Origin of the sequence: Synechococcus elongatus PCC 6301 (genome assembly GCF_000010065.1) — a bacterium.
In the GTDB taxonomy this organism is placed as follows: Bacteria; Cyanobacteriota; Cyanobacteriia; order Synechococcales; family Synechococcaceae; genus Synechococcus; species Synechococcus elongatus.
Genome location: NC_006576.1, coordinates 1,433,420 through 1,456,346 on the forward strand (window position 1 = coordinate 1,433,420; position 22,927 = coordinate 1,456,346).

Annotated in this window: 25 protein-coding genes and 1 tRNA gene; 8 read left to right on the top strand and 18 right to left on the bottom strand. The window is 53.6% G+C overall.

From position 1 onward, the window contains the following. Positions 1-45: 45 nt before the first annotated feature. Positions 46-1,782 carry a bifunctional diguanylate cyclase/phosphodiesterase gene (locus tag SYC_RS06995; protein WP_011243635.1) on the bottom strand — a complete coding sequence of 579 codons (1,737 nt, stop codon included), beginning with the start codon at positions 1,780-1,782 and terminating at the stop codon, positions 46-48. A gap of 220 nt (positions 1,783-2,002) precedes the next feature. Here SYC_RS06995 and SYC_RS07000 point away from each other — a divergent pair, with 220 nt between their 5' ends. After that, on the top strand, positions 2,003-3,046 hold the full coding sequence (locus SYC_RS07000) for a hemolysin family protein (RefSeq protein WP_011243636.1): 1,044 nt from the start codon (positions 2,003-2,005) through the stop codon (positions 3,044-3,046). 6 nt (positions 3,047-3,052) lie between these two features. On the opposite strand, the gene SYC_RS07005 is transcribed toward SYC_RS07000, so the two are convergent. The 4 genes from SYC_RS07005 to SYC_RS07020 form a co-directional block, all read right to left on the bottom strand. After that, a complete protein-coding gene (locus tag SYC_RS07005) occupies positions 3,053-3,304 on the bottom strand; it encodes a hypothetical protein (RefSeq protein ID WP_011377484.1) in 252 nt (83 codons plus the stop codon). 13 nt (positions 3,305-3,317) lie between these two features. After that, a complete protein-coding gene (locus SYC_RS07010) occupies positions 3,318-4,844 on the bottom strand; it encodes a gamma-glutamyltransferase (protein WP_011377483.1) in 1,527 nt (508 codons plus the stop codon). A 64-nt stretch (positions 4,845-4,908) separates the two neighbouring features. Beyond that, the gene (locus SYC_RS07015; RefSeq protein ID WP_011243638.1) at positions 4,909-6,000 is read right to left on the bottom strand and encodes an inorganic phosphate transporter; all 1,092 of its coding nucleotides are present in this window, start codon (positions 5,998-6,000) and stop codon (positions 4,909-4,911) included. Then, positions 5,997-6,386 carry a hypothetical protein gene (locus SYC_RS07020; RefSeq protein ID WP_011243639.1) on the bottom strand — a complete coding sequence of 130 codons (390 nt, stop codon included), beginning with the start codon at positions 6,384-6,386 and terminating at the stop codon, positions 5,997-5,999. Before SYC_RS07020 ends, SYC_RS07015 begins: the two co-directional genes overlap by 4 nt. A 196-nt stretch (positions 6,387-6,582) precedes the next feature. Between SYC_RS07020 and SYC_RS07025 the strand changes: the two genes are divergently transcribed. The 3 genes from SYC_RS07025 to SYC_RS07035 all read left to right on the top strand — a co-directional run bounded on the left by SYC_RS07025 (position 6,583) and on the right by SYC_RS07035 (position 9,914). Beyond that, positions 6,583-7,308: a class I SAM-dependent methyltransferase gene (locus tag SYC_RS07025; RefSeq protein WP_011243640.1), complete on the top strand. Its 726-nt coding sequence runs from the start codon at positions 6,583-6,585 to the stop codon at positions 7,306-7,308. Positions 7,309-7,671: 363 nt separating this feature from the next. Continuing rightward, positions 7,672-9,045 carry an AAA family ATPase gene (locus tag SYC_RS07030; protein WP_011243641.1) on the top strand — a complete coding sequence of 458 codons (1,374 nt, stop codon included), beginning with the start codon at positions 7,672-7,674 and terminating at the stop codon, positions 9,043-9,045. Next, positions 9,042-9,914, top strand: coding sequence for a DUF4435 domain-containing protein (locus SYC_RS07035; RefSeq protein WP_011243642.1), 873 nt, complete (start codon positions 9,042-9,044; stop codon positions 9,912-9,914). Before SYC_RS07030 ends, SYC_RS07035 begins: the two co-directional genes overlap by 4 nt. A 454-nt stretch (positions 9,915-10,368) precedes the next feature. Here the strand turns inward: SYC_RS07035 and SYC_RS07040 are convergent, their stop codons facing one another. Further along, positions 10,369-10,716: a tRNA-binding protein gene (locus tag SYC_RS07040; protein WP_011243643.1), complete on the bottom strand. Its 348-nt coding sequence runs from the start codon at positions 10,714-10,716 to the stop codon at positions 10,369-10,371. Between the two features lie 270 nt (positions 10,717-10,986). Here SYC_RS07040 and SYC_RS07045 point away from each other — a divergent pair, with 270 nt between their 5' ends. Further along, positions 10,987-11,970 carry an ABC transporter ATP-binding protein gene (locus SYC_RS07045; RefSeq protein WP_039755888.1) on the top strand — a complete coding sequence of 328 codons (984 nt, stop codon included), beginning with the start codon at positions 10,987-10,989 and terminating at the stop codon, positions 11,968-11,970. Beyond that, positions 11,967-12,755, top strand: coding sequence for an ABC transporter permease (locus SYC_RS07050; protein WP_011243645.1), 789 nt, complete (start codon positions 11,967-11,969; stop codon positions 12,753-12,755). The genes SYC_RS07045 and SYC_RS07050 overlap by 4 nt, the downstream gene beginning before the upstream one ends. A 31-nt stretch (positions 12,756-12,786) precedes the next feature. On the opposite strand, the gene SYC_RS13580 is transcribed toward SYC_RS07050, so the two are convergent. The 3 genes from SYC_RS13580 to rsmI form a co-directional block, all read right to left on the bottom strand. Further along, entirely contained in the window at positions 12,787-13,131 is a 345-nt protein-coding gene (locus SYC_RS13580) for a hypothetical protein (RefSeq protein WP_173282528.1), read from the bottom strand. A gap of 134 nt (positions 13,132-13,265) precedes the next feature. Next, entirely contained in the window at positions 13,266-13,478 is a 213-nt protein-coding gene (locus tag SYC_RS07060) for a lipopolysaccharide assembly protein LapA domain-containing protein (protein ID WP_011377477.1), read from the bottom strand. Next, complete coding sequence (gene rsmI / locus SYC_RS07065; protein WP_011243647.1) at positions 13,475-14,353, bottom strand: 16S rRNA (cytidine(1402)-2'-O)-methyltransferase; 879 nt, start codon at positions 14,351-14,353, stop codon at positions 13,475-13,477. The genes SYC_RS07060 and rsmI overlap by 4 nt, the downstream gene beginning before the upstream one ends. Before the next feature lie 39 nt (positions 14,354-14,392). On the opposite strand from rsmI, the gene SYC_RS07070 reads away from it, so the two are divergent. After that, positions 14,393-15,262 (top strand): 3'(2'),5'-bisphosphate nucleotidase CysQ family protein, encoded by an 870-nt coding sequence (locus tag SYC_RS07070; RefSeq protein WP_011243648.1) that lies wholly within the window; start codon positions 14,393-14,395, stop codon positions 15,260-15,262. Here SYC_RS07070 and SYC_RS07075 read toward each other — a convergent pair. From SYC_RS07075 to SYC_RS07095, 5 genes are all read right to left on the bottom strand, one after another. After that, positions 15,259-15,552: a hypothetical protein gene (locus tag SYC_RS07075; RefSeq protein ID WP_011377476.1), complete on the bottom strand. Its 294-nt coding sequence runs from the start codon at positions 15,550-15,552 to the stop codon at positions 15,259-15,261. The two genes, SYC_RS07070 and SYC_RS07075, sit on opposite strands and share 4 nt — an antisense overlap. Beyond that, positions 15,549-16,535 (bottom strand): cysteine synthase A, encoded by a 987-nt coding sequence (locus SYC_RS07080; protein WP_039755494.1) that lies wholly within the window; start codon positions 16,533-16,535, stop codon positions 15,549-15,551. Before SYC_RS07080 ends, SYC_RS07075 begins: the two co-directional genes overlap by 4 nt. Positions 16,536-16,711: 176 nt before the next feature. Next, complete coding sequence (locus SYC_RS07085; RefSeq protein ID WP_039755496.1) at positions 16,712-17,029, bottom strand: hypothetical protein; 318 nt, start codon at positions 17,027-17,029, stop codon at positions 16,712-16,714. 87 nt (positions 17,030-17,116) lie between these two features. Then, complete coding sequence (locus SYC_RS07090; RefSeq protein ID WP_011243650.1) at positions 17,117-19,288, bottom strand: glutamine synthetase III; 2,172 nt, start codon at positions 19,286-19,288, stop codon at positions 17,117-17,119. Positions 19,289-19,715: 427 nt separating this feature from the next. Continuing rightward, positions 19,716-20,399 carry a hypothetical protein gene (locus SYC_RS07095; protein WP_011377474.1) on the bottom strand — a complete coding sequence of 228 codons (684 nt, stop codon included), beginning with the start codon at positions 20,397-20,399 and terminating at the stop codon, positions 19,716-19,718. 139 nt (positions 20,400-20,538) lie between these two features. Here SYC_RS07095 and SYC_RS07100 point away from each other — a divergent pair, with 139 nt between their 5' ends. After that, positions 20,539-20,769, top strand: coding sequence for a hypothetical protein (locus tag SYC_RS07100; RefSeq protein WP_011377473.1), 231 nt, complete (start codon positions 20,539-20,541; stop codon positions 20,767-20,769). Positions 20,770-20,855: 86 nt separating this feature from the next. Here the strand turns inward: SYC_RS07100 and SYC_RS07105 are convergent. The 4 genes from SYC_RS07105 to rsfS all read right to left on the bottom strand — a co-directional run bounded on the left by SYC_RS07105 (position 20,856) and on the right by rsfS (position 22,916). Continuing rightward, positions 20,856-20,932, bottom strand: a tRNA-Met gene (locus tag SYC_RS07105). A 95-nt stretch (positions 20,933-21,027) separates the two neighbouring features. After that, a complete protein-coding gene (locus tag SYC_RS07110) occupies positions 21,028-21,981 on the bottom strand; it encodes an asparaginase (protein ID WP_011243652.1) in 954 nt (317 codons plus the stop codon). Further along, a complete protein-coding gene (locus SYC_RS07115) occupies positions 21,978-22,478 on the bottom strand; it encodes a CGLD27 family protein (RefSeq protein ID WP_011243653.1) in 501 nt (166 codons plus the stop codon). Before SYC_RS07115 ends, SYC_RS07110 begins: the two co-directional genes overlap by 4 nt. Positions 22,479-22,496: 18 nt before the next feature. Next, positions 22,497-22,916: a ribosome silencing factor gene (gene rsfS / locus SYC_RS07120; protein WP_011243654.1), complete on the bottom strand. Its 420-nt coding sequence runs from the start codon at positions 22,914-22,916 to the stop codon at positions 22,497-22,499. Positions 22,917-22,927: the final 11 nt, after the last annotated feature.

Here is a 22,927-nt window from a genome sequence, read left to right on the forward strand (position 1 = left end):
GATAACGGCAGAGCAGTCAGCAATGAAGAGGCGATCGCAGTAGGACTACCAAGCGGGAGCTTGGGGCGATCGCGCCACTTGCAGCGCTTCTTCAATGGTCAACGGTGCGGAGTAGGCCAACCCTTGCATGGCGTCACATTCGGCCCGTGCCAAGAACTTGGCTTGGTCAACCGTATCAACGCCCCGCGCCACAATCCGCACCTTGAGGGCTTGCGACATAGCTACGACCCCCCGCACGATCGCGCGATCGTTGGCATCATCAGGGAGCCCGCGCACAAACCGGCGTTCCAGTTTGAGGGTCGTTAGAGGCAAGTTACGCAGGTCATACAGACCAATCGAGCGGCTACCGAAATCAGCGAGGCCAATGCCAATGCCTAAATCGCGCACCGCATAGACCCAATCCCAAGACTCGGCGGCAGACTCCGCTAAGCTCTGAGCAGGCAGATCGAGCTCTAGCTGCTCGGGCGGGATCTGGTAGGTTTCCAGCAAGCTGCGCAAGTCATGGATAAAGCTGGGTGACTTCCACTGTTGCGGCAACAGCGATAGAGCAAACAGACCACTAAATTGGGCACTGTTTCGCCATTGGCTAAGCAATTGACCCGCTTGATCGAGGAACCAGCGCCCCACCGTTTCTCGGTGCTGGGACTGTTCTAAATGCTCCATCAGTTGCGAGGCCAGCAAGGTGCCTTGTTGGGGATGCTGCCAGCGTAGCTGAACTTCAAATCCCCGCAATTGGCGGTTGCGCAGGCCCATTTGAGGTTGCAGAGCGAGTGTCAGTTCACCTGCTGCGATCGCCTGTTGCCAATCGCGATCGCGGGAATACTGCTCTGGAGCTGCCACAATGGCACTCGCTTCGAGACTGAGGTGACCTTGTTGCTGCGATCGCGCTGTCATGGCAGCGGCTTCCGCCGCTTGGAGCAAGACCGTAGCAGGAGTCTCTGGGGTCAGGGGGACGATGCCGATATGAGCACCGCCCTCAAACCCAGCCAAACGATCGCGAATCAAGGTTTGAATGCCGTGAGCTCGCTCTTCTGCTCGGAGTTGCACATCGGGATCGAGCAGCAGCAACCCAAATTGATGGTGGTTGAGGTGCGCTAGGGTTTCGTGGGGACGAACGTAGGCCTGAAGCCGATTGGCAATGATTTCAAGGTTTTCCTCAGCATCAGGGCTGAGGCTCGGGCTGCCATCGAGGTGTGCTGGCAGACCTAAATCAATCAACAGCAAGGCACCCGGTACGCCGCTAAATTGACTCCAAGCCAGCGCTTGATTCAAGCGATCGAGGAAAAGCTGACGTTTGGGTAGACCCGAATGCTCGTCGTAAATGCCCTGGCGCTGCAGCGCCTGTTCCTGCTCTTTAAAGGCCGTGATATCGCGTTGCAACGCGACGTAGTGCGAGACCTTGCCTTGACCGTCCGTAATCGGTGCGATCGTCAGCTGATTCCAAAACAACGAGCCATCTTTGCGGTAGTTACGCAGAACAACTTCGCAGGCTTGACCGTTGCGAATGGCTTGCCGGAGCGTGGTAATACCAGGCTGGGCGCGATCGCTTCCCTGCAGAAAACGACAACTTTTACCGAGCGCTTCGGCGGCGTTGTAGCCAGTTAGCTTTTTAAAGGCCGAATTGACGTAGGTCAGGATCAAATCAGGATGCGTAGCATCTGCGATCGCCACACCCTGTCCCGATGCTTCAAGAGCCGCCAGCCAAAATCGCGATCGATCCGACAGACTCAAGTCATCTGTGGCAAGTTGATCCGCGGTTGGCACCATAGGACGGGCAATCATAGCAATTGCGGCTCTAATGTCCCGTTTAGATTAAGAGACTGAGGTTAAGTTTCTTTTAAGGCCGTTTCTTAATCCGCCAGACTCAGTTCCAGAGCGATCGCTCGTTAAAGCCTCCTCTTCAGCTGCCGATCAGACGCAGTGAGTTGCCATCGGCGATCGCAGACTGCCGTTACCTCGCCGGATTCCCGCTTAAATAAGACAATCCTTGCCTGTCTCCGACATGCTGTCCCTTGCGATCGCTACGCTTGTTGTCCTGTTGGGCTCTGCTATCTGTTCGGCCAGTGAAGCCGCCCTACTCTCGCTCCCGCTGATTCGAGTCCGTCAACTGGCAGAGTCCCGCCGCCCAGCGGCCCTTGCCTTGCTGGCGATCAAAGAGCAGATTAGCCGTCCCTTGGCAGCCTTAGTTGTCCTCAACAACCTCTTCAACATCCTCGGCAGCATCATCATCGGGAGTCTGGCTGCGCAGGTCTTGCAATCCGCTTGGATCGGCATTTTTTCGGCGGTACTGACCCTGCTGATCATTCTGTTTGGCGAAATTGTTCCCAAAACCCTAGGGACTCGTTTTGCCCAAACCCTCGCTTTGGTTTCCGCCCAACCCCTGCGCTGGCTGACACGCTTACTGTTGCCAATCATCTGGCTGCTGGAGCATTTCACAGCACCCTTCAATGAGGGCAGTCCGCAACTGACGACGGACGAGCAAGAGATTCAACTGCTCGCCAGCATTGGCCATCAGGAAGGTGCGATCGAGCAGGATGAGCTAGAGATGATTCAGCGCGTGTTTCAGCTCAATGATCTGAATGCGTCGGATGTGATGACGCCCCGAGTGGCGATCACCTATCTCTGGGGCGAAGATCAGCTCGAGACTGTTAAGGCAGAAATCCTGGCCTCCCAACACAGCCGCATTGTCATTGTTGATGACAGTATTGATGCTGTTTGTGGCATTGCGCTGAAGACTGAACTGCTGGCTGCTCTTTTAGCAGGCCAAGGGGATTTACTGTTGTCGGCTTTGGCAAGACCCGCTCATTTTGTGCCAGAAACAGTGCGAGCCGACAAGTTGCTCAAGACCTTCCAAAAGGTACGCGAACATTTGTTCATCGTGCTGGATGAATATGGTGGCGTCGCTGGCGTGGTCACGCTAGAAGATGTGCTGGAAGTGCTGACGGGCGAGATTGTTGATGAAACCGATCGCAATGTCGATCTACGGGCGATCGCTCGTTTCCGGCGGCGGCAGATTCTGCATCAACGTGGCCTCGATGAAGCTTGATTCCCCTTAATTGACGTAGAGCATCCGTGCCTGCTCAAACACCTGAGTCAGTTCAGCATCCGATAGCTGTAAGGCAGTCGGAGCAGCGGTTCGCAAATACTGGCGCAAGCGGGCAGCATCGAGAGGCGATCGCGTTCCGGTTTGGAGTGCAGCTTGGCTCAGAAAGGGATCAAAAAATTCTTCCTGAGCAGCGAGGACGCGAAACTTGAGGAATTCCAACAGTTTGGCTTTGAGGATTGGTGCTGTGGTGCTCGACATCGACTGACCTCCATCAACAGCAACCATAGACGCCCGATCGCCGTGGATCGCCCGCTCCACAAAATTCACCAGTCGCTGTCAGTCCCACGGCATGCACGCCGCCAAAGAACATGTTGGGAGTAGTCCAAGCGATCGCAGTTTCAGAGGGTTGACTTGCTGCTTCAATCCCCGCAGGGTCCCAGCCTGGCTCCCAGTTCAACACTCCAGCCTCCCAATGCAGCCGAGGAGCCGCGATCGCCTCAGCAAGTGCGTAGCCTTCGACCGCCCAGCGATGAATCACCTGCAGAATGGCCGTGCGAATCCGGTTGGAGCCGCCGGAGCCAAGCACCAAATGCGGGCGATCGTCTTCGCCCCAAAGCAGGCTGGGCGACATCATCGAGCCGAGGCGTTGCCCCAGCGGCCAGCGATGAAAACCCAAAGGGTGCAGATCGGCTTCGCCCAGCATGTTGTTGAGCATGATGCCGGTGTCCGGCAGGACATGACCGCAACCTTCGCCATTGGAACTGGTGAGGCTGGCAGCGTTGCCTTCGGCATCAATGACACTGATATGCGTGGTGCTGCCCAGCCGATTCAGCCAGCCGGCAGCGGCTTGCTCAAAAGCGGCACCTGTCAGAAATTGGCGATCGATGCCAGCTTGTTGCAGTGCGCCATCCAAAAAGTCGCGGCGAGCCCTATTGGTCAACCGCATCAGCTGTACAAGATCCTGCGGATGCTGCTGAGGATTGAGGTTGATTACAGACTGATTGAGGAGCGACAAGGCAAAGGCAATCAGCAGACCACCACTGCTGGGTGGCGGATTGGTTAGCAGACGATAGTTGCCGAAGGGAATCGCGAGGGGCGATCGCACGGCGACGGGATACTGCTGCAAATCCGTCAGTTGCAAGTTGCCGCCGGCCGCGCAGTAATTGGCGATCGCAGGCAACAGTTCGTGTTCGTAGAAGGCCTGACCCTTGGGCGCAGCCAACTCTTCTAAAACGGCAGCTAAGTCAGTGTTTCTAAAGCGATCGCCCGATCGCAGCGGTTGACCCTGCGGCTGGTAGAGCGATCGCGCTTCTGGCGTTGCAGTCACGATCGGATCCAGTAGCCGAAAGCAGTATTCACCAAAGGCATTGATTTCTACTCCTTCGCGGCCCAGAGCGATCGCCGGTTCCAAGACGACTGAGCGCGGCAGCCGTCCCAGTTCGGCCTGCACTCGCAGCAGCCCAGCCAAGAGTCCGGGTACGGCCACAGAGCCTAAACCGATATGAAACTCCTGAATCGCATCGCCAAAATCAACCCCAACGGGATAGAAATCCTGTGGTTCTGGCGATCGCTGACTGGGCGTCTGGCAAAAGAAGTCATAGAGGCGGGGGCTTTGGTGGGGCTGGGCTGCGAGCAGAAAGCCACCTCCAGCCGGGGAGGTCAGTAGAGGCTCGGTGATCCACGAAGCCGCCAGAGCTGCGATCGCGGCATCAAAAGCATTGCCTCCCGCTTCCAAGGCCACTAGCCCAGCCGCAACGGTCTGTGGATGTCCGGCGGCGATCGCCCCCCGCTTAGCCATGCTGGTCCTCAGTGACTGCCGCGATCGTCGCAGCTTGCCGAGAGCCTGACAACAACGGTGAGCATCAGGCCCAAATCGCACGCCCGAGACTGTAGAGCAACAGTGCCGAGCCAATCGCGATCGGCAGGGTAATCAGCCAAGTCCAGAGCAAGCGTCGGATTGTCTGGCGGTTGAGGGCTGTCTGGGTGGCGAGTGTGCTGCCAGCAATGCCCGCCGTCAGGACTTGCGTGGTGCTGATCGGCAACCCCCAACGACTGGCCGTCAGGATTGTGGCAGTGGTTACCGCAGCAGAAGAGAGGGATTGGGCGGTGGTTAAGGGGCGATCGCCCATGGCTTCGCCGAGGGTGTGGGTGATCCGTTGCCAGCCAATCAGGGTACCGATCGCCAGACTGAGGGCAACGGTTACTTTGATACCGAGGGGTAAGTGGTGCTGCTCCAACGCAGTCGCAAAGCGATCGGGCAAGGCTGTCGCCAGAATCAAGAGCAGCAGTCCCATGCCCTTTTGCCCATCGTTGGTGCCGTGGCTGAAGCTCATGCCCGCGGTAGCCAGCAAGAGACTACTACGGGTTGGCCAAGTCAGGGTTGGCTCTGCCAAGGATTCCAGTTGGTCTAGGCTAGTTGGCAAGCGCGATCGCACCAGACTCAGCAATCCGTAGGCCAGAGCAAAGCCCAGCAACGGCGAGAGTAGCAGCGCTTCTAGCGTGGCGGGGAGCGGTGGCACCGTCAAAGCCTGCCAAGTCCAGGACTGCTCACTCCACAGTTGCCCCCAGTGAACACCAATCAACGCCCCGATCAGGGTTTGTGAACTGGAGAGGGGAATGCCCCGCCACCACGTCAGCCAGTTCCAGGCGATCGCCACCAATAACAGCGCTGCCACGGCCCACCAGTCTGGGGTCTGCCCTGCCGTGGTTGGCGGTAAGAGCGCCACAATCCCAAAGGCGACTGCACCGGACGAGGCGATCGCCCCCACGAGATTCCAAAGGCTACTCCAAATCACGGCGGTAAAAGGCGTCAGTACGCGACTGTAGACCAGCGGCGCGATCGTGTTGGCGCTGTCGTGGAAGCCGTTGATCAGTTCAAACAGGAGGCAGAGCAACACCCCTAAGATCAGCCAACTGCGATCGCTACTGCCCAGTTCCAGTAAGGCCGCGATCATGAGCGAGGCGGCAAGGACTCGGAGACAGCGATCGGGTCACTAGGATGTGCAAGCCGTCGCCGCAACCGCTGCACCGTCACACCTGCTTCGATCGCAGAGCCAAGACCTACGGCGATCCAACCTAAACTGGCAGTTTTGAGGGCAGCCCAGGCAAAATTGGTAGCGCGATCTTCAAAGCTCACGGAAGGCGTTCTGGCCCATGCGATCGCCCCGGAGAGGCTGCCGCTCCCCAGTGCTGCCAAAAAAGCAATCAACGCACCCAGCCAGTAGGCTTTCCAGCGTCTTTGATAGACATAACCGCCGCCATTACAGGTCAGGTTAAATAAAACTGCAATCCAAATCGCAGTTTCAGCCAGCGATCGCTGGCGTTCTTGAGGAGTCAGCATTGACCCAACCCATCGCTTTCTGGACCATACGCTGCTGCCGGTTCGCCCTGCTTCAACTCGCGTTAATCAGCATCTAGATCGGATTGCTAATTGATGATTTCAGGTTGACCAGTGATAGGAATTCTTGAACGGATAAACAAACTTAGTCAGCCTCGCGATCGCTCAGCAATCAGCCAATCTTTAAGTCAATAATTCGATGGCCTCCACAGATCAGCATTATGAACAACTGCTCGCGCCGATTTACGAATGGATGGCTGGTGGCGCTGAGGCAGCACTCACTGCTGGTGCTGCTGACTTAGAGGGACTTTTGCACTCGCCGGGGCTCTGTTTGGATTTGGGTGCGGGCTTTGGCATGCATGCGATTCCACTCGCACAAGCAGGCTTTGAGGTGATCGCGATCGATTCTTCGGCGCAGCTCTTGGCGCGGTTACAGGAGTTAGCGGGTTCTCTGCCGATTCAGTCGGTTTGTGCTGATTTGCTGGACTTTCCTGAGCATCTGCCGGCAGGCCGCAAGCCAAGCCTGATCGTCTGCATGGGCGACACCTTAACTCACCTCGATAGTCTTGAGGCAGTCGATCGCTTAGCGAGTCTGGCCGCTGAACATCTCGCACCGGGTGGGCGTTTTCTGGCGACATTCCGCGATTATTCGCAGCCACTTCAGGGCGATCGCCGCTTTATTCCGGTGCGATCGGATCAGTCTCGAATCCTCACCTGCTTTCTGGAAGAACAAGGCGATCGCATCTGTGTGCATGACATCCTCCATGAACGGCAGGGCGATCAATGGACGATGCAAGTCAATCACTATCTGCAGCTGCGGCTAGCACCCGAAACAGTTCGCCAGATTTTTGTAGATAAGGGCTTCATGACGCAGATAGAGGCAGCACCGAGAGGTATGCTGCGCCTAATTAGCGATCGCCATTGAAGTGATGACAGTATAATCGTATATTTATTAAATTAAGTAAGGAGTTTTCAGCGCTTCATTTACATGGATTTCACTACACCCTCCAAGAAATTGGAAGACATCTTCTGAAAGATTGCACCCAATCAATATCTCTTGCCTAAATGTTAACAAATAGTTTGGTGGTCTAATGACCTTCATCAGCAACAGCTAACTTAATGTAAGAATTTTGTAATCACGCAATACATTAAGATAATTCTGAGACAAGCTTCATCACAGCATTTTGCCCTTATACTGGAGAAGTATAATATGTAGATTCTTGATTTACGGCAATAGACTGCCAACTCATGATCAAGAAGTTAAACTAAGGCTTTAGGAGTCGAGAAAATGAAAATTAAGCGAATTTCTGTATATGGTTTATTTGGAGTTTTTGATCACACAATTTCCTTAAACACTAATCAAAGAATTACTATTATTCATGGTCCTAATGGCTTTGGAAAAACAGCAGTATTAAGACTATTAAACAGCTTTTTTAATTCTCGATATTCCGAGTTAAGATCAATTTCATTTAATAAATTCAAGGTAGAGTTAAATGATGATACAGTTATTGAAGTTGCAAGAGAAATAAAAGACTTTCACGAGTCAGGAAGAGTTGATATAACTTTTTATTTATACAAACCTAACATCGAGAGAAAATCCTTCTCTTTAGGTCAGGTTAAATATTCTCCCGATATAGGTTTTCCTATTGGTATCCTAGATGAAGTAGTGCCAGGTCTGGAAAGAATAGATACCAGAAAGTGGATGTATCTTCCCACCGATGAGGTTTTATCTTTAGAAGAAGTTGTTGAGCGTTTTGGAGACTCATTACCTGACTCTTTATCTGCAAATTTAAGGGGATCTTATTCAAAAGAAGAACCTGTGTGGTTGAAGGACATAAAAAATGCTATTCACATTCGCCTCATTGAATCGCAGCGACTACTTAATCTCGTTCCTAGTCGTTCTTCCAGAACATATCGTGGAACACCTTTAATGCTATCTACTGTCTCCGCTTATTCGGATGAACTTGCAAAGCTCATGCAAGATAAATTCAAGGAATATGGCACAACATCGCAATCTCTTGACAGAACATTTCCATTGAGAGTGGTAAAGCAACAGCCATCTTCGGACGTATCAGATGAGCAGCTTCGCAACCAGTTGGATGAGCTTGAGTCAACTCGTTCTCGTCTCATAGAGGTAGGACTACTAGATAAAGAAGAAGATTCAGAATTTCAAATTCAACCTCAAGATATTGATGAGAGCACCAAAAATGCGTTATCAGTTTATGTCGAAGATGTAGAAAAGAAATTGAATGTATTTTCTGAAATCGCAAGAAAGATCGATCTTTTGAGAAGAATTATTAACAATAAATTTGCTTATTCCTATAAGGAAATAAATTTTAGCAAGGAAAAAGGATTTGTTTTTTCAACACGCTATAAATCCTTTACTGATTCAAATAAACTGTCACCGACAGATTTATCATCTGGCGAACAGCATGAATTAGTTCTTTTGTACGAGTTATTGTTTAAGGTCAAACCTAACTCACTGGTTCTCATCGATGAACCTGAACTTTCTCTACATGTAGGCTGGCAAATTCAATTCCTAAAGGATTTACAAGAGATCATAGAGCTCGCAGACCTAGATATCCTAATGGCTACTCACTCACCAGATCTTATTCAAGATAGATGGGATTTGACAGTTGAGCTGAAAGGGCCAGAAAAGTGAAAGATTTACTTTCAAACGACCGTCATGCAAACCAGATTCGGTTGCGAAGAAGCACATTTCAAGGAACATTTTTACTTGTAGAGGGGTCCTCAGATAAAATTTTTTATGAAAATTTAATTGATCAATTAGAGTGTGAAGTAGTAAATATTTCAGGCAAGCCATCTAGTAAATTACTAGTTATTTCTGTGCTAAAAATATTGGAGAAAAGACCAAGATTCAATGGGATTCTAGCAATTGTTGATGCAGATTTTGATCGACTTGCAAATCTGCAACCTCACAGTTCTAATCTCCTCTACACGGATACTCATGATCTTGAATCCATGATCATCAATTCCCCAGCTTTTTACAAGGTAATTGCCGAGTATGGATCTAAAAATAAAATTCATCAATTTAATCGAGATATAAGGGTAGCAATACTTGAAAGTGGTACTTCAATTGGCTATTTGCTTTGGATTTCTCAATGTAATGAGTTGAATCTAACTTTTAAAGGCATTAGGTTTAGTAGGTTTATTGACGAAAACAGTTTGCAAATAGATGAAATCGAACTAATTCGTGAGATTAAGAATAAATCACAGGCCTTCTCATTAGACGATGAGGATCTGCGACTTCAACTGAATGATAAAAAAGATAATGGTTATGATCCCTGGCAGGTTTGCTGTGGTCATCATTTAGTCGAAATTCTGTCACTTGGCTTACGAAGAACTCTTGGTTCTAATCAGGCGTCTGATATTGAGCCTGATAAGCTTGAGCGTTATCTAAGACTTGCCTACGAGGAAAAGTATTTCCTTAATACAGATTTATACGCAAGTATTCGCAACTGGGAAGACAACAACATGCCATTTAAAGTGCTAAAAAATGATAGATCTTAATCAATGGTAACTTTGCGGTTAATACTAATTAATTTGAAATATTTATAAATACCTAAGTGGCTGACAATTAGCGGATAAAGGTATTTTTATCTCAACAATTCTATTATTTTAACTGAATAGTTAGAGTGTCGCAAGACAATCGTCTATAAAAATTATCTAGCCTGCTAAAAAACTAAGCTCTGAAGGCACTTTGTATACAAAATGCCGATTGCACTGATCTGACGACTTGTAACTTTTGCCAGATATTAGTGCCATGATTAACTATTAGATGTTGAATATGATTAATGGCAGCTAGGGTTGCTTCTCAAAATTCTAGGATTAAAGCAAATAACTGTCCTGAGGCCTAGAAAGCGGTCAGTTTTTAGTCTACCAGTCGTAAAGATGTTTATAGTTGTAGGGCTCTTTTTAGAGAAGAGAAACTGTTTTTTATAAAGCATTAGTGATGGTAACTGAATTAAAGCAATTTTGAGCCCAGCAGAACGGACTTGTCAAGGATGCAGAGCGCTACTTCTCTGTTCTCGCTCTGGAATCCCGTGACAAGGCAATCAGACATAAGCAGACCGATTTGCTTACATGGAAAGTTGACCACTGCTACGACAAGCCCACCGATCAGTTCTTCCGGCTTGTAGAGTGCGGTGATCTGCGCACTTGATTTCTTGACACCAATCTCTTCACCGAAGTCGATATGCAGGATGTAGGCTGGCCTCCGCGCACCCACAAACTCAGTTGCATCAACAATCTTGCCGACACGAAGCTCAACCTTCAGAAACTTGTCGAAGGTAATAGTTTCTATGGGATGCACCTCCAATACGCCTAAAAACCCCGTTTAACCACCGCTAACACCCTCAAGGAAATAGCAGACTCTTAGCGTTTCACTTGAGAAGTCAGAAATAGATAACACATTACATCTACGCAGCTACTACTTAACTGTGCAGTGTTAGCAGCAAGAGTACGGAGACAAACCGTTATCAGCCGGATTGTCATTGACATTACACCCATCAGCTGTGACAACCCAGAACCGTCTAGGATCAGGGACACTGCTAAGCTGCCGCGATCGCGGCAAACCGTGGGGTTGAGCGTGATTGAAGCTGAACAACTGTGCAAGGTCTATCCCGTTGCGCTCAAAGATCCGGGCTTGATGGGCAGCGTCCGCCATTTCTTCAAGCGGCGTTTCCGCGACATCGAAGCCGTCAAAGGCGTTAGCTTTCGGATCGAACCCGGCGAAGTCGTCGGCTTCTTGGGGCCAAATGGCGCAGGCAAAACCACCACGCTGAAAATGCTGACCGGCTTGATTCGGCCTTCTAGCGGTTCTTGTCGGGTCGCAGGAGCTGTCCCGTTTCGGCGAGAGCCTGCCTTCCTCAACCAAATCAGTTTGGTGATGGGGCAAAAGCAGCAACTGATCTGGGATTTGCCAGCCCTAGACTCGCTGCGGATCAATGGCGCAGTCTACGGGATCAGCGATCGCGATTTGGATCGCCGCATTGGCGAGCTGGCTGAAATGCTGTCGCTGCAGCAGCAACTGCGGCAACCCGTGCGTAAGCTCTCGCTCGGCGAACGGATGAAAGCCGAACTCTTGGCGGCATTGCTGCATGGCCCCAAAGTTCTCTTTCTGGATGAGCCAACGCTGGGGCTGGATGTCAACGCGCAGACAGCGGTACGGGAATTTCTGGCGACCTACAACGAACGCTATCGCGCCACGATTCTGCTGACCTCGCACTACATGGCTGACATCACGCGCCTCTGCGATCGCGTCATCGTCATTCACTACGGCAGCCTGATCTACGACGGCGAACTGGATGGATTGCTCGATCGCTTTGCACCCTACCGCCAAATCCAACTGGATTTAGAAAGTCCGCGATCGCCCGAGGATCTGAGTCGCTATGGCGAAGTCGAAAGTTGCGATGGGCTTTCCGTTCGGTTGCTCGTGAAGCGATCGCAACTGACTGAAACCGTGACGCGGCTATTGGCCGATCTGCCCGTCAATGATTTGCGCGTCGAAGATCCGCCGGTAGAAGAAGTGATCGGTCGCGTCTTTAGTGCAGGAGCCGTGGCATGAACCGAGGCTGGCGCGTCCCCGCAACGCTGTTCAAAACCTACTACGACTACATGGTCGAGTATCGCGCCGAGCTGATTCTCTGGGTGCTCTCCGGCTCCCTACCGCTGATCATGATGGGCGTCTGGGATGAGGCGGTACGCAGCGGCGACTTTGGCCTCTCCACCCAAGCCGTTGTTCAGTACTTTTTGGCCGTTTTTCTCACCCGCCAACTTACCGTCGTCTGGGTGATTTGGGAATTTGAGAAAGAAGTCGTCAAAGGCCAGCTCTCCTTCCGACTCTTGCAACCCCTCGATCCGGGCTGGCACCACTTTTACTCGCATTTGGCCGAGCGCTCAGCTCGGTTGCCGTTTATCGTGCTGCTGTTAGGACTGGCAATTTGGCTCTATCCCGCTGCTTGGGTGATGCCGTCGCTCTGGCGGTTGTTGCTCTTTCTAGTGGCGATCGCAGCTGCGTTTTGCCTGCGCTTTTTAATCCAGTACACCTTTGCCATGCTCAGCTTTTGGATTGAGCGAGCCAGCGCTCTTGAGCAGTTTTGGTTTCTGGCTTACCTCTTTCTGTCGGGGATGGTCGCGCCACTCTCCGTTTTTCCAGAGTCGATGCAGGCGATCCTGCTTTGGACACCTTTTCCCTACCTGATCTATTTCCCCGTGGCGATCCTGCTGGATTTGCCCGTGGCGATCGCCCCTGGATTCGCCATCCTAGCCAGTTGGATGGGGCTCTTTTGGGTTCTCAATCGCTGGCTCTGGCGTCGCGGCCTCCGCCACTACTCCGCCATGGGTGCTTAGCGCTCTTCTTCCAAAATCGCCAAGAAATCCCTTAGGACTGCTCGGTTTTCGGGGCTGGGGTCGAGTTGATGCTGTATTTGGAGAATATCGCGTCGATTTTGGCATTTTGCTGCTTCAATCGCTCGGTTTCGCTCTTCAACTGCTCGGTCTCTAGCTTCCTCTGCGAGAGCATCTCGTCGAGCTTCGCGTTCTGCTGCCTTAATTGCTCGGTCTCTTGCTTCAGCCTCTTGATTTCTTCTTCGGTTTCCACCGTGCCACTCAATGCCGATAGCCACCAGTAGCAGGACTGTCGCAGCGACGAAAACCACGAGGCTCCAGTCGAGGACGGTGTATTCGAATCCGTATTGTTCAAAGGGGATGGTTTCAGCATCGCCATAAAACCTCAACAGTGCCGCCAACGCCTAGAAAAAGGTCACTAGCGATCGCGGCAGAATCGCTAAAAAACTCAGCATGGCCCCAGTTTAACGATCCCTTTTACCTGTGACTGATCTGAACCAACTGCCCTTGCGGCTAGGGACGACGCACAAAAAGTTGAAGCAGCGCGCCTGCCATTAGCCCTACTCCCACACCTCCAGCGATCGCCAGTCCTAACGGGATCCGCACACTTTCCAACACCAGCAAGCGCACACTGACCAAGCTGGGATTTTGTGCTGTCAAAGCCGCGATCGCCCCCAACCAGAGGGTGCAGATCAGGCAGATCAGAAATGTGACGAGTCCTTTCATGGCTCTGGAGAGGCAGCGCCTTCATCTTCCGGCAGTGGCACTTCGAGGGCAAGTTGATAGAGCCGCCGCTTAGGAGTACCGGTTTGAGCCGCGAGCGTCCGACTGGCTTCAGAGCGGGAGACGCCCGCCGCCAACAGTGTTGCTAACTCTTGCCGGAGTGTGTCTTCGCTGAGCGCTTGGGTTTGCACCACTGCACCAGCCACGACCAACGTAAATTCTCCTTGGGGTTCCCGCCGCGTAAATTCCGCGATCGCTTCGGTCACACTGCCGCGCCAAAACTCCTCGTGTAGCTTGGTGAGTTCGCGGGCTAAGACGATCGCGCGATCGCCCCCAAAAACCGCTGCGAGGTCTTCCAGTGTGTCGCGTAGGCGATGGGGCGACTCATAGAAGATCAGCGTTCGGGCTTCCTGATGGAGCGATTGCAAAACATCGCGTCGTGCCTTGCGTTTAGCCGGCAAAAAGCCTTCAAAGGCAAAGCGATCACTCGACAGTCCCGAAGCACAGAGGGCTGCGATCACCGCACTGGGGCCAGCGATCGGCACCACCGTTAAGCCTGCGGCGATCGCGGCTTGCACCAATTCCTGCCCCGGATCGGCGATCGCGGGCATGCCGGCATCACTGACCAAGGCGATGCTCTGACCCGCTTGCAGACGGGCAATCAGCTCTGGTCCGCGCTGCTGACGATTGTGCTCGTGGTAGCTCACCTGGGGGCGATCGATACCCAAAGCTTGTAACAATCGCCCCGTACGCCGCGTATCTTCAGCTGCGATCGCATCTACCCCGCGCAAAATTTTGACGGCGCGATAGCTGATGTCCTCGAGGTTGCCGAGCGGCGTGCCGACGAGGTAGAGCGTACTAGGACAAGGCTCGGTCACAGTGCAGGGGTAGAATCTCCATGCCGAGTCTAGAGTGCTATGTCCCCTCTCCAGTCGATCGCCGGTCAACCCGTCGAGTCAGTTCTCGCGATCGCCCGTCAAGTCGGCTGGGAAGCGGCAGACATTGCACTGCAGTTCTACACCGCTCAGTCTGAAGCAGCACCGAAGCTGTGGCAGGAGGGGGATGACCCCGTCACGGCAGCGGATTTGGCAATTCATCGCCACGTTCTGGAACGGCTACAAACCGCTTTTGCCGATCAGCCCTTCGGCTACCTCAGCGAAGAGAGCGATCGCACCGCGCTGACTTTGCCACTGCCGGAAGAGTGGGTTTGGATCATCGACCCCTTGGATGGCACCCGCGATTTCATCGATCACACCGGCGAATTTGCGGTGCAGATTGCCCTGACCTACCAACAGCGCCCGGTCTTGGCGGTCGTCGCAATACCCGCTCAGCAGTTGCTTTATTGGGCGGTACAAGGCCAGGGCTGCTACCGCGAAACGCAAGACGGCACTCAGACGAAATTGACGGTTTCCGATCGCCAAGAGGATCTGATTCTGGTTGCCAGCCGAACCCATCGGGGCGATCGCTTCCAGCAATTGCTCGATCGCCTTTCTTTGCCGCAGCAGATTTATGTGGGCAGTGTCGGCGTCAAAATTGTCGCGATCGCAGAACAACGCGCCGATGTTTACCTCTCTCTCTCGGGTAAATCAGCCCCGAAAGATTGGGACATGGCCGCCCCCGAGCTACTCCTGCTCGAAGCCGGTGGGCGCTTCAGCCATGCCGATGGTTCTGCTCTTCGCTACAACACCGGCGATATCAGCCAGTGGGGTTGCTTGATTGCCAGCAACGGTCCCGCCCACGATCGCCTCTGTCAAGAAGCCACCGCACTCCTTGCCAGCTTGGACTAGGCCAAATCAGGAGCTTGAGTCGCCAGGTTTTCAGAACGCCGCTTCTCAATAATCTGGAAGAAGATTTGCCGAGCGGCTGCCATCTCCTCATCAGCCAGTTCCGCGAGGAAATTATTGATAGCTCGGCGATCGCTCGGATCCTCCTGCTCGCTGCGCGTCAACAAAAAGAGCCAAATAATGTGCCGACCCCAGAGTTCTTCTGTTGGCGTGGCCAGAAGACGCGCATCCAGCTCTTCCGCATACTTAGCGGCAATCCAAGCCAGTAGTGCGGGAATGCGATCGCGCTTCATGTTGTCACCTGCGGCATTTGCAGCCCTTTTGAGGCCAGCCACTCGGCGTTGAAGAGTCGCGATTGATAGCGGGCACCGCCATCACAAAGTACCGTCACGATCGTGTGGCCCGGCCCCATTTCCTTGGCGAGGCGATAGGCCGCCGCGACATTGATCCCCACGGAGCCGCCCATGAAGAGGCCATCGCGGTGCAGCAGTTGATAGATGATCTCCAGGGCTTCAGGGTCAGCAATCTGAATCGCATCGTCGATCGGTACATCTTGCATGTTGGCCGTAATCCGGCTGTTGCCGATGCCTTCGGTGACTGAGCTACCTTCGAGATGAATTTCGCCGGTTTTGACCCAGCTGTAGAGGCCGCTGCCCATCGGGTCAGCCACAACGCAGCGCACCTTAGAACTTTGCTCTTTCAGGTAGAGTGCAACACCCGCATAGGTTCCACCGGTACCCGTTGCCGCCACCCACGCATCAACAGTTCCTTCGGTCTGCTGCCAAATTTCGGGGCCAGTTGTCGCGTAGTGGGCTTGGCGGTTGGCTAAATTGTCGAATTGGTTCGCCCAAATAGCATTGTCCAGTTCTTCTGCGAGGCGCCCCGAGACTTTGACGTAGTTGTTGGGATCGCGATAGGGCACTGCAGGGACAGTTCGCACTTCCGCGCCCAGTGTTCGTAGTAGGTCAATCTTTTCCTGCGATTGCGTCTCAGGAATCACAATCAGGCAGCGGTAGCCCTTGGCATTGCAGATATGTGCTAGACCGATGCCCGTATTGCCCGCCGTTCCTTCAACAACCGTCCCGCCCGGCCGTAATTTACCCTGCCGCTCGGCGTCTTCAATGATGAACAGCGCCGCCCGATCCTTGACCGATCCACCCGGGTTGAGGAACTCGGCTTTGCCGAGAATGTTACAGCCAGTCGCCTCGCTCAGGCTGTTGAGGCGAATCAGCGGCGTATTCCCGATGGTGTCGATAAAGCCGTTGCGGATATCCATGCGTTTTTCGGTTGGGCAGCCGGGTTTGATCCTACCAACTTGCTTTGGTTCTCTCACCCTCAATAAAAAAGCCCCAACGAGGGGGCTTGGTCTCCTGTCACGATTAGCGAAGTGGATATCTCGCGCCGCCATTGTCTGGAGTTTTGGGGGATCGATCAGCAAATTTAAGGAACTCTTCAATCTTGTCGAGGGCGATCGCCCGAATCTTCCAGCAAAAGTTTTCGAAACTCAACATAGTCGTTGGCCGGCAGAGCTTCTGTCTGGGTCTTGCTCTTCCCTGTTGTCTGCGGCTTGATCCGCTTCCGACCTTGGAGCAGGTCATCAAACTCCTGCCGTAGTGAAACTTCAGCTTCTTTGGGGGGCTCTGGTGCAGGAGCCTGCATCTGCTGCTTCAGTTTCTGCAGTTTGGCGCGATCGCGATCGTTCAGCATCTGAGTCTTCCAGAGCGGTTCTGTTTTGAGTGTAGAGAAGGGACAGCAGCCCGCGATCGCCACGCTCTACAAACAAGAAAGTGTTGGAGGCCAATCAACCCCCAACACTGAATTCGGCTCACAGACTGAGTCCTTAGCCCGTCGCCACCCCTATTTGATGAACAGCATCTCTTGGTAGGTCGGCAGCGGCCAGAAGCTATCCGCCACTTCAGCCTCAAGGGCATCTGCGTAGGTGCGAACGTTATCCATCAACGGACGGAGCGTTTTAGCGCAGTACTGCAGATGCTCAACCGTGTCAGAGGATTCATGCTCCAAGGCTTCACTGAGCTGGGTCGCCGCACCCACCAACGAACTCGTCAGTTCAGCAATTTTTCTGGCGCTTTCCTTCTCGAAATCGATGCCCAAGCCACTGAGGCTGGCGATGGTTCCCGACAGCTTCGCTAGGTATTCCACTGCCGCTGGATAGATAATCGTTTTGGCAATACTGACGGCGAGCTTCGCTTCCACCTCAATCGAGAGGATGTATTGCTCGGCGTAGACCTCGAAGCGGCTTTCCAGTTCAACGGGCGTAAGCACACCGGTTTTCTTGAACAGATCCTCGATGTACTCCTCTTTGAGCACCGGCAGAGCATCAGCCGTTGTCGGCAAGTTAGCCAAGCCCCGTTTCTCGACTGCTTCGCGGTGCCATTCCTCGGAATAACCATTGCCACCGAAGATCACGTTGCCGTGTTCTTCCATCACCTCTTTGAGGACAGTGAGGATGGCCGTGTTCAGATCCAAACCTTTGGCGAGTTCGCTCTCGAGCCGATTGCCTATCCAGTCGAGCGAGTCCGCCAAGATCGTATTCAAGACGATCAACGGCCCTGAAACCGATTGGCTAGCACCGACAGCACGGAACTCAAAGCGATTGCCCGTAAAGGCGAAGGGTGAGGTCCGGTTGCGATCGCCTGCATCTTTGGTCAGGTAGGGCAGAACATCTACGCCCAAATCCATGATCCCTTTCTGCTTAGATTCGGTGACGGTGCCAGTTTTGATCTGCTCAAACACCTCTTCCAGCTGCGTGCCCAAGTAGACCGACATGATCGCCGGCGGAGCTTCGTTCGCACCCAAGCGGTGATCGTTGCTGGCCGTTGCGATCGCGGCTCGCATCAGCGGCCCATATTTGTGGACACCGCGAATCACAGCGCCACAGAAGACCAAGAACTGAGCATTATCGTGGGGCGAGTCACCCGGATCGAGTAGGTTGCCTTGGGTTGCGTTGCCAACTGACCAGTTGACGTGTTTGCCCGAGCCATTGATGCCTGCGAAAGGTTTTTCGTGCAGCAGGCACATAAAACCATGTTTCTTGGCTGTCTGTTTGAGCACCGTCATGATCAGCTGCTGGTGATCGCTAGCCACGTTGGCGGCTTCAAAGAACGGCGCAATTTCAAACTGACCTGGAGCCACCTCGTTGTGGCGGGTTTTCGCAGGGATGCCAAGTTTATACAGGGTCTCCTCCACGTCTTGCATGAAGACCTGCACCCGCTCGGGGATAGCCCCAAAGTAGTGGTCATCAAATTCCTGGCCTTTGGCCGAGGGACGGCCAAACAGGGTGCGACCGGCAAGGAGCAAATCAGGACGCTGGGCGGCAAAGTTGGCATCGACCAAGAAATACTCTTGTTCAGCACCACAGCTGGAGTTGACCTGAGAGACTTCAGTGTTGCCCAGTAGGGTCAAAACCTTACGCGCAGCTTTGTCCATGGCTGCGATCGATCGCAGCAGCGGCACTTTCTTATCAAGGGCTTCACCAGTCCAGGAGACAAAAACGGTCGGGATGCAGAGCGTGGAACCATTGTCGGTTTCCATGATGTAGGCCGGGCTGGTCACGTCCCAGCCGGTGTAGCCCCGCGCTTCAAAGGTGTCGCGAATACCACCATTGGGGAAGGAGGAGCCGTCCGGTTCCCCTTGTACCAGCACCTTGCCCGAGAACTCAGAAATGACCTTGCCATCGCCCTGAACCGAGATAAAGCCATCGTGCTTCTCGGCGGTAACGTTGGTCATGGGATAGAAGACGTGGGCGTAGTAGAGCGCCCCTTTCGACATCGCCCAGTCTTTCATGGCTGTGGCAACTGCATCAGCCACCGATGGATCGAGCTTTTGCCCCGTAACAATGGTGTTCTTGATCGACTTGAAGACAGCTTTAGGGAGCCTTGCCTGCATCTTGCTGAGGTCAAAGACGTTCTCTGCCCAGATCGCTTCAAGGGACATCGGAGGCTTAGAAGGTAGCGGCTCCCGATTGGTGATCTGGTGGACAGCGTTAACCCGGGCTGCGTTGCCGCTCATGGACTTTCCCAAAAAAGCTAGTCAATTGATCGTACTCAATGGTGACCAGCTCGATCGCTAGAAAAGATACAGAACCAAGGGCCAGATTTTGATGAAAAGCCTAAGTTATCGCCTCCTTGCGATCGCACCAAGAATCCTTTGAACCCTAGATTTGAAGCCGACAGTGACAAGGATGGGTTGCAATCAGTCGCAAGAATTTAAATTCCTTTTGAAGAGAAAATTAGAGGTCATCATCAGCCTTGATTTATAGGGTTTTTAATTACTTATTTTCAGTTCTCAAAAGACTGGAAAATGCCAGCACCCTATGAAGGATGCAGAGTCTGCGATCGCAATTGTAATCAGCCAAGCTGGTCAAAGGGCAGATTCAGTCCCTCCCCCAACCAGCAATGGGCTGTAACTGGGAGACTCTGCTCTGAACTGTCATTGTCTAGATGCCACTGGGCGGGGGCGGAGCCTGCAAAATCTGGTCGGTGACAATATTGACAGCTGCATTACCAGCTACAGCAGGCTGGCCAACCCGCCGCGAAATTAGCTGGCGAACGCCGCGTTCGCGGAAGTAGACCACTGGATCAGAGCCAAAGGCATCAATTTGGGCAACCACAAGACGCCCACCCGCCAAGGTTGAGCCAACGCGGACTTGCTGGGAGCCGCCGATGCTGCCAGGGACTTCGACAATTGCAAAGGGCTGACCTGCCGCAACGAGAACACCAGTAACAGCAATTTGTTCAGCAAACGGGACAGGAGGCAGGGGAATGCCGGCCGGTCCGGTCGAACCACCGCCAGCGCTACCACCGGGGCCTGAGGTACCGCCGCCTGCGGGCGTGGCGGGTTTGGGAGGCGGCGGTAACTGAACAACTGCAGCAGTTTGCAAGTTTCCAAACGGATCAGTTCGACCCGTCACCACTGTTTGCAGACGCTGTTGCGGGGTAATGGCCGGTTGCAATCCGGGGGGTGGCGCTGCAGGCGTGGTGGACACTGGCGGTAAGGCCGGTGGAGGGACTGGGGGCGCTGGGGGTGTCACAGCGGTGTCGTTGTTTTGACTGCCGCCACAAGCGACCAACAGCAGGGGCAAACTGGCGATCGCCCAACCCTGTACGCTTCGAAAGTTCATCGTGCTCACTCCCTGTTGGAACGGTCTGCGATCGCCCCAGACTCTCTTACTGCTTTATACAAGCTGAAATGCACACTGGCGACAAGTTCCAGCCCAAGGAAAGCGTAGGATAACTGCAAACGTTTTGCCCCTCAAGCCTGTGCCCAAGGACACCCACGAGCTGCGATTTGAGCTGCACCATCAGTTGGTGACCCTCTATCGCGACTTTTTCGATCGTCTGGTTGAGGCCGATCTCCGCGATGGCGATGCTGCTCGACTCGCACAGCGAATCCTACTCTCACGGCAGGAAGCGCTGAAACAACTCGTTGACCCGGAAGAACTGCCTGCCTACGCGCAGCTTTATCCCGATGATCTAGAAGAAGAGGCCTAGAGGCCAGCTTCAGCAGGATATTGATGCTCGCAACGCTCAGCAGTTAAGGCAACAAAAAAGAGCCGCTCTCTGAGCGACTCTTTAGTTGGTGGCGGGGAGAGGATTTGAACCTCTGACCTTCGGGTTATGAGCCCGACGAGCTACCAGGCTGCTCTACCCCGCGCCAGCCAGATTTCTACTATGTCAGAGTTTTCAACCGCTGTCAATCCCTAAAACCCTACCGATTATTCCAAGTGGGTATCGAACCTTAGCGCTGGCTCACAGTAAGGTCAGTTCCCCGTCGACTTCAAGGCGTTTACAAGGGGCAATGACCATGAACTGCTCTGCTAAAAGATCCGCGATTGCTGGGCTAATCCAACCGATCTGCCGCAGCGCTTGAATGGCGACTGCAATTTTGGCTCGCTTGGCACCATCCTGAACCTTGATCGCCAAGCCCAAGCCTTCACCAACCTGCCCGATGCACTGCACGCCTTCGGCGCCGGTTTTGCTCACCAGGCGGCCCTCCGTCAGGCGCATCAGTTCCGTATCAAATTCACCCTCTCCGGCAATCAAATCGGGGTGATAGGTCATGGCCCGCTGAATTCGCTCCAGCTCAGGGCTATCACCAGAACTGAGATGGGCGTAGAGGGTCGCCATCTGCTGCAGCTCCATGGAGACCGTAGGAACCCCGCAGTCATCTCGAGCCACGATGAACTCAGCGGCTGGAATGCCCAGCAAATCACCCACAATCGAGAGGATGGCTTGCTGCACCGGGTGCGATCGCCGCATGTAGCCTTCTAGCGGCCAGTTCTGCTGCTTAGAAGCTGCCAGCATGCCCGCATGCTTGCCTGAGCAGTTGTACTCCAGGGGGCTGCGGCGCCCCACAGGCGTTGGACATTGCAGCGCCGTTTGATCAATATCTGCTTTCCAGAGGATGTTGAAAGCCTGCCGTGCTTGCTCCACCGAGCCTTTATGCGAGCTGCAAATAATTGCTAGGTCGCGATCGCTCAGCCCAAAGCGCTCCATCGTGCCGGTCTTGAGCACAACCAAGGCCTGCAGGGGTTTGAGCGCCGAGCGGATGAAGCTGCTGTGTTCGGGATTGCCGGCAATAAACAGGGTGCGGCCCCGGCGATCGCAGACGACGGCCTCAACCAAATGGGAGGATTCCAAAATGCCTTCGCGTAGCAGCCGCACCGCGATCGGGGCGGTTTGTACCCGTTTGGTTAAACTCACAATCCTGCCCTCAACAGCACAATTAGCAAGGCACTGGCCCCAATAAACGCCACACAACTGCCAATCGACTGTCTGAGTCGATCGAGCAGCGGCTGAACCTCATAGCTGGCCAGCAGGCGATCGCGAGCCAACACTTCCGTGGGTTTCTGCCAAAACTGGCCGTCGTACCAGCCCGACTCTTCGTAGGGCACACTCTCCGCCGCGAGGCGATCGCGCACATGCCGCCATCCACTGTAGAGCTGAATTTGGGCAAACAGAACCGGCAGTGCCGCGCCGGCGGCCGCGCTCACAATAAACTCCACACCAGCCCGCGATGGCCGAAAGCTCGCAGCCGCCACAGGGGCAGCAATCAGCCAGCTCAAGCCCCAGATCCAAAGCAGGGGACGATAGTAGCCCAAACCCGGCCGACAGACCCAGCTAAAAAACCAGGAGTCCTGCAGAGTTTGATATTCATTCAAGGGCTGCTGTTCTTCGGGAACAGGACAAACGGATCGCATCGTTATGCCCAAGTTTGCTTACAGATTCGACGATGACAGGTCGGGAGGGGCCGGTGGCTCGAAGGGCAGCCGCTCCGCATGTCCCCAAAAAGCTTCGAGATCGTAGAATTCGCGTTCTTGGGGCAGGAAGATATGGACGATCAGATCACCGTAGTCCAGCAGTACCCAACGACCTTCAGCCATCCCTTCGCTACGCAGCGGCAAACGCTGAAAGTCTTCGCTGAGTTTTTCTTCAATCGATCGCGCGATCGCACGAACTTGCGTGATTGAAAAGCCGCTGCAAATCAGGAAATAATCCGCGAGATAGGCCACCTCAGAGACCCGCAGAATCGCGATATCTCCTGCCTTGCGATCGTCTGCTGCCGTTGCTGCTGCCAAGGTCAAAGCCAAGGCCGAATCATCAATGAGCGTAGGCAAAGACGGAGAAGCCAAGGTCATGCGATCGCGGT

Bases quoted from the DNA above. Each gene is read 5' to 3' on its own strand.
- SYC_RS07015 (WP_011243638.1), bottom strand. From the start codon at position 6,000: ATGATCGCGGCCTTACTGGAACTGGGCAGTAGCGATCGCAGTTGGCTG.
- SYC_RS07070 (WP_011243648.1), top strand. From the start codon at position 14,393: ATGTCCCCTCTCCAGTCGATCGCCGGTCAACCCGTCGAGTCAGTTCTC.
- SYC_RS07020 (WP_011243639.1), bottom strand. From the start codon at position 6,386: ATGCTGACTCCTCAAGAACGCCAGCGATCGCTGGCTGAAACTGCGATT.
- SYC_RS07095 (WP_011377474.1), bottom strand. From the start codon at position 20,399: ATGAACTTTCGAAGCGTACAGGGTTGGGCGATCGCCAGTTTGCCCCTG.
- SYC_RS07115 (WP_011243653.1), bottom strand. From the start codon at position 22,478: ATGCGATCCGTTTGTCCTGTTCCCGAAGAACAGCAGCCCTTGAATGAA.
- SYC_RS07005 (WP_011377484.1), bottom strand. From the start codon at position 3,304: ATGTCGAGCACCACAGCACCAATCCTCAAAGCCAAACTGTTGGAATTC.
- SYC_RS07025 (WP_011243640.1), top strand. From the start codon at position 6,583: ATGGCCTCCACAGATCAGCATTATGAACAACTGCTCGCGCCGATTTAC.
- SYC_RS07050 (WP_011243645.1), top strand. From the start codon at position 11,967: ATGAACCGAGGCTGGCGCGTCCCCGCAACGCTGTTCAAAACCTACTAC.
- SYC_RS07030 (WP_011243641.1), top strand. From the start codon at position 7,672: ATGAAAATTAAGCGAATTTCTGTATATGGTTTATTTGGAGTTTTTGAT.
- SYC_RS07080 (WP_039755494.1), bottom strand. From the start codon at position 16,535: ATGGATATCCGCAACGGCTTTATCGACACCATCGGGAATACGCCGCTG.
- SYC_RS07060 (WP_011377477.1), bottom strand. From the start codon at position 13,478: ATGAAAGGACTCGTCACATTTCTGATCTGCCTGATCTGCACCCTCTGG.
- SYC_RS07010 (WP_011377483.1), bottom strand. From the start codon at position 4,844: ATGGCTAAGCGGGGGGCGATCGCCGCCGGACATCCACAGACCGTTGCG.
- SYC_RS07090 (WP_011243650.1), bottom strand. From the start codon at position 19,288: ATGAGCGGCAACGCAGCCCGGGTTAACGCTGTCCACCAGATCACCAAT.
- SYC_RS13580 (WP_173282528.1), bottom strand. From the start codon at position 13,131: ATGGCGATGCTGAAACCATCCCCTTTGAACAATACGGATTCGAATACA.
- SYC_RS06995 (WP_011243635.1), bottom strand. From the start codon at position 1,782: ATGATTGCCCGTCCTATGGTGCCAACCGCGGATCAACTTGCCACAGAT.
- SYC_RS07000 (WP_011243636.1), top strand. From the start codon at position 2,003: ATGCTGTCCCTTGCGATCGCTACGCTTGTTGTCCTGTTGGGCTCTGCT.
- rsfS (WP_011243654.1), bottom strand. From the start codon at position 22,916: ATGACCTTGGCTTCTCCGTCTTTGCCTACGCTCATTGATGATTCGGCC.
- SYC_RS07075 (WP_011377476.1), bottom strand. From the start codon at position 15,552: ATGAAGCGCGATCGCATTCCCGCACTACTGGCTTGGATTGCCGCTAAG.